Origin of the sequence: Microcoleus sp. S28C3, from assembly GCF_036700785.1 — a bacterium.
GTDB lineage: Bacteria > Cyanobacteriota > Cyanobacteriia > Cyanobacteriales > Microcoleaceae > Microcoleus > Microcoleus asticus.
Genome location: NZ_JAUBPO010000268.1, coordinates 1 through 1,677, shown reverse-complemented (window position 1 = coordinate 1,677; position 1,677 = coordinate 1). Strand labels below are relative to the sequence as shown.

Sequence of the window (1,677 nt, the reverse complement as noted above, 5' to 3'; positions counted from 1 at the left end):
AGAGTTCAGCCTTGTGGCTGGAAACGCTATGTACGGACTGATTACCGTGATTCACGCTTCAACGAATCGCACTTACAATCTTTCATTAAAAGCGATATCGATGCTGTGAGAACTAAAACGAGCAATAGCTGAAAGGATGGCGCTCTCAGGTAATATCTACCATGAGAGCGGCAAAATATGGCGTGTAAGTAATTTTTTTATTGGTTATTGGAAAAAACAATTTAAAATCAAAGGTCTCGCAGGAATAAAACTAGGACATAAAGGGTAAAAATGGTATTTAACAGCTCGACAAAATACTGAAGTAATAGAGTGGCTAAAGGTAAGGATTCAGGTCAAAAAAGACTTAAGTGGCGGCATCTGGTAAAATAAACAAATGAAAAAGCCCGCAGCCACCAGACAGAAAGAAAAAACCCAAATCGAGCAGTTGAGCCAAGCTGAACTGGTAGAAATGGTACTGGGGCTGCAAAAAATTATTGAAGAATTGCAAGAAAAACTAGCCATTGCTACGGGAAAAAGTCGAACCACCAGCCAGACTTCTTCAATTCCCCCATCAACGGATCTACTCCAAAAACCAGAGAAACCAACTCTCAAACCAGAAGAAGACCAGAAAAAGAAACCAGGTGGACAACCAGGTCCTGACGGGAAAAACTCGAAAAGGGTTTGGACGAGTAGACAGAACCGAAATTAGCTCACCCAGCATCTGTCAAAATTGTGGTAGTCAAGAATTAAGTGAAGTAATTAACATCCACTCTCAGCAAGTAGCAAGTCTAGTAGCAAAACCAATCGAGGTCGTCGAATATCAGACACAATCGTGTAAATGCCTCGAATGTGGTGCAGTAGTCAGAGGAGAACCACCGCAGGGAATAGTTCCTTGACTTGACTTGAGCGTTAATCTCCAAGCACTCTTAGTCTGGCTGGGGAATTATGGACATCTTTCCTACGCCAAGCTGAGTGAATTGTTGTGGGAACTCGGCAGGATATTCGTGGGAGTAGGAACACTCCAAAAAACCAATCAACGAGTAGCAGCAGCAGTCAAACCAGCGCTCAAAGCACTGTGGGAATGGGAACCTCTTCAATTATCGTCATTTCAAATAAGTATGAGACACTAGACTGCACAATAAGCACGAATAATTTCATCAAGAGATGTGCCAGGAGACGCATACATTTTAGCTCTCTTTAATGCACTAAAATCATGCTCAATATCATTTAAGTCAGGAGAGTATTTTGGTAAAAATATTATCTGATGACCCGCCGACTCAACCAATAGTCTAATCACCGTCTTACGATGAATGGGTGCATTATCCATAATTAATATAGATGGACTTGTTAAATCTGGTAACAAATATAAAGATAACCATCCTTCAAATCCTTCTGCATTCAAACTACCCATAAAGAGCATTGGTGCAATTAAGTCCTTCTTTCCTTTTCTCCTTGCTGCTACTAAATTTTCTCTTTTTCCCCGTTTTCCTGGTCTTTCACCATAGACTTTTTTTCCTCTCTTTGCCCAGGCACAAACACAACCTTCAAATTCCTCAAATCCTGATTCATCAATGAATACAATGCTTTTACTGCCATAAACTTTAATTAATCCTCTCAGATTTATAGCCTTTCGAGCGAAAGATGAGGTACAATAACAACAGTGTGTAAACCAGTTAAAAATATTTGATGATGTAACCT

The 1,677-nt window shown here is 40.2% G+C and carries 3 protein-coding genes; 2 read left to right on the top strand and 1 reads right to left on the bottom strand.

Annotated features, from left to right (window positions below; genetic code table 11):
- Positions 1–373 precede the first annotated feature (373 nt).
- Together QUA13_RS32350 and QUA13_RS32345 are read left to right on the top strand one after the other, a co-directional pair.
- Positions 374–688: a hypothetical protein gene (locus tag QUA13_RS32350; RefSeq protein WP_333205170.1), complete on the top strand. Its 315-nt coding sequence runs from the start codon at positions 374–376 to the stop codon at positions 686–688.
- Positions 689–881: 193 nt separating this feature from the next.
- Entirely contained in the window at positions 882–1,109 is a 228-nt protein-coding gene (locus QUA13_RS32345) for a hypothetical protein (RefSeq protein ID WP_333205168.1), read from the top strand.
- On the opposite strand, the gene QUA13_RS32340 is transcribed toward QUA13_RS32345, so the two are convergent.
- The coding region (locus QUA13_RS32340; RefSeq protein WP_333205167.1) for a transposase at positions 1,106–1,677 on the bottom strand (572 nt) is incomplete at its 5' end. The two genes, QUA13_RS32345 and QUA13_RS32340, sit on opposite strands and share 4 nt — an antisense overlap.